Source organism: Algoriphagus sp., from assembly GCF_024642405.1.
In the GTDB taxonomy this organism is placed as follows: Bacteria; Bacteroidota; Bacteroidia; order Cytophagales; family Cyclobacteriaceae; genus Algoriphagus.
On sequence record NZ_JAHEBC010000436.1, the window covers coordinates 1 to 2913 of the forward strand.

Genomic DNA, 2913 nt, shown 5'->3' on the forward strand with positions numbered 1-2913 from the left:
CCGTTTGGCGATAAAACCAGATTACTTGCACCTGCCTCGACGGGCATCAACTGAAGGTCGTCTCCTTGACTCAGCGAGGTCTGCCATAGGTGGTTACCTCGCAGGCTGAGGATGGTGTTTGCATCGGTCCATACCATATCGCGCACTGAGGCGGATGCCGTATCGGAACTGATGATCACTTCCTTCCCATCGCTTGTGAATACCCAGAGACCACGCCCAGGATTTCCGGGTTCACTCCAGGAAAAGGCGAAGTGCTTGCTGTTCGGTGCCCACGCAGGCTGGGACGGGGTTGTTCCCGTCAATTTTGGCGTGGCGAAGAGGTCATCAAGAGTGAGCTCAGCTTCCTGTGCTGTGACTATTGAGGGCATCGCCATCAGTAGGCCTGCCACTACCCAGGTTTGCCAAAAAGAGATCTGTTGCATGTGTTTGCTTTAGTAACTGTTTAGAAGTCATCTCAATAATATCCTTTGACCTACAAAAGGACCTTTTACTGCCATACTGCGTTGCGAAAAGCGTGGCGTAGCTATGCCTATGCTCCGTTTTAGCGTCTTGTCTAACAGCAAAATCTCCCTTTTTGGGTATCAAAAACATCTTGAGATGGCTTCTGGTAAAATAATCTTATACTACTCCAATAGCGCTCTCGCAATTGGAGAGTGCGCTTTCTGAAGGTCTTCCAAGTCGAATTTTTGGTTTTCTCGTCACCTCTTCTATAGGGTATAACACTTGTATTATCCCAACTCCAATAACCTATTGCGTTTATATCGCCAATATCTATAAGTGTTGGGAGTGCTTTTTATAAAATTAAATAATTCGTCGATACGACCAATAGCTGTTTCTAATTTTGACAAAAAATTGATCTTTCATATAAGTGTGGGTTTATCAAAAGCATTTCAATAATATTCCGAAAATTGCCCCTTCTTTAAAATAGGCACAAAAAAAGCCGAGACTTAGAGCCACGGCTTGGAATATCGTTTTTTATCCTAATTCACAGAGAGATTTGAGATCCAGATGAAGCGTTTTCCATTTGCGCCCATATGATCTTGTGCAATGGTCAGTGGTCCTACTTTTTTCTCATTCTCCCAAGTCCAAGTAGCTCCTTGTTCACCATTTCCTCTTCGGAAAGTCCATTCCAGAATCTTATTGTTTTCATCTAGATACAGATCATAGGCATCGCCAGGGGTATAACCGTCTGCCGAGTTATAAATAATGGTCAATTTGGTGGCCGTGGTTCCTTTCAAAGGTGAACTTACTTCCTCTTCTGTCTCAAAGGTATAGCCGGAATCCCAACCCAATTGGAATGGCATCATCGCCCAATATTTATCATTGATAAAAGCCCGATCGGCTGGTGGAAGAGAATCGGATAATAAACTATAAGAATAGGTCGTATCCGAGTCAGTGTAATCAACAGTTTTATCTTTTAGGTTCCAGAGGTAAGTCCGAGCAACAGAATTCACAGAATCCCGCTGTACGTTCCAAGTGAAGCCAATTGTATTTACCTGATCCATTTGATCAAAACCATAAGCCATGGCCACTTTCATGGGAAGTGTGTCTGGCATAGTTTCTTTTGGTTGACATGAGCTTAGAGCCCAAACTAATAAAATTACAAAGCTAAATTGTTTCATGGTTTTATGGTTTTCGGTAAAGATAACAGACTCTTTAATCCATTTGTTTTTTGGTCAAGAAATAAAATTTTGAAATTTATTCCATTAAACTTACTGATTTTCAATCATAAGGAGAAGGACTGATACTTGTCCATCCACCATCTACTACCAATGTTTGCCCAGTGACATGTTTTGCTGCATCAGATACAAGAAAAGCAGCTGCGGCAGCAATATCTTCTGGAGATGCGGGTTTTCCTAATGGGGTGAGATTGGACCAAGTCCTCTCATACTTTGGGTCAAGTGCAGTTCTGGAAGTCATGGTAGCGCCGGGAGCAACACAATTGATTCTGATGCCAAATGGGGCAAGTTCCAAAACCAAGTTCTTCGCCAGCATTTCTATGGCAGCCTTGCTCATCGCGTAAGCCGCTAGATTCTCATGGCTTTGGTGCGCAGTGACAGAAGAGGTAAGCAGAATAGATCCACCATTTGATTGTTTTTTCATTACCAAAGCCGCAGCTTGAGTTAGAAAGAATGTACCAACCTGATTTACTTTTGTAACCGCCATAAAGTCCTCTCTCGAGTATTCAAGAAAGTTGCCAAATAAAGTGATTCCGGAGTTTGCTACCACAATATCCACTGACCCAAATTGGGTCAGTGCTGTTTCAATCATTTTATTTATTATTTCTTGATCACTAGAATCGCCTGGAATAGCCACGGCAGCCATCCCAAATTGGTGTGAAATTTTCTTACACGCATCTTGAATAAGGCCTTCTTCCAAGTCATTTAAAACAAGATTTACGCTTTCAGCAGCCAGCTTTTCGGCGATAGCTAACCCAATTCCTTGGCCAGCTCCTGTGATAATGGCGGTTTTTCTAGTGTTCATTCTAATAATTTAATGGGAATCTCTTTTGACCTCTGAACCAGAACTTCCCTGAAGAAAATCAAAATCTACCCCTTCATGTGCCTGATTTACTTTGTCCAAAAATAAATTTACGTATCCACGCTCATAAGGGAGTTTTAGTGGTTTAAATTCATTTCTTCTTTTCTCAAATTCCTCTTCAGGAATCAGTAAGTTCAGGGTTCTTGCAGGAACATTCAATTCTATCAAATCACCAGTTTTCACCAAAGCCAAAGGCCCACCGATAGCAGATTCTGGAGAAACATGCAGGATCACGGTTCCATATCCAGTTCCACTCATCCTTCCGTCAGAAATCCGAACCATATCTTTAATGCCTTTATCCAGTATTTTTTTAGGCAAAGTCATATTTCCTACCTCAGGCATTCCCGGGTATCCTTTTGGTCCAACGTTCTT

The 2913-nt window shown here is 42.2% G+C and carries 4 protein-coding genes; all 4 read right to left on the reverse strand.

What is annotated here, in order from left to right; all coding sequences use genetic code 11:
• On the reverse strand, nucleotides 1-422 hold a 422-nt coding region (locus tag Q0L68_RS18980; RefSeq protein WP_296705823.1), incomplete at its 3' end, for a hypothetical protein.
• A 558-nt stretch (nucleotides 423-980) separates the two neighbouring features.
• Nucleotides 981-1622 carry a hypothetical protein gene (locus tag Q0L68_RS18985; protein WP_296705824.1) on the reverse strand — a complete coding sequence of 214 codons (642 nt, stop codon included), beginning with the start codon at nucleotides 1620-1622 and terminating at the stop codon, nucleotides 981-983.
• 100 nt (nucleotides 1623-1722) lie between these two features.
• Complete coding sequence (locus tag Q0L68_RS18990; RefSeq protein ID WP_296705825.1) at nucleotides 1723-2484, reverse strand: SDR family oxidoreductase; 762 nt, start codon at nucleotides 2482-2484, stop codon at nucleotides 1723-1725.
• Between the two features lie 9 nt (nucleotides 2485-2493).
• Nucleotides 2494-2913: dihydroxy-acid dehydratase (locus Q0L68_RS18995; RefSeq protein ID WP_296705826.1), on the reverse strand; the 420-nt coding region annotated here is incomplete at its 5' end.

Bases quoted from the DNA above. Each gene is read 5' to 3' on its own strand.
- Q0L68_RS18985 (WP_296705824.1), bottom strand. From the start codon at position 1,622: ATGAAACAATTTAGCTTTGTAATTTTATTAGTTTGGGCTCTAAGCTCA.
- Q0L68_RS18990 (WP_296705825.1), bottom strand. From the start codon at position 2,484: ATGAACACTAGAAAAACCGCCATTATCACAGGAGCTGGCCAAGGAATT.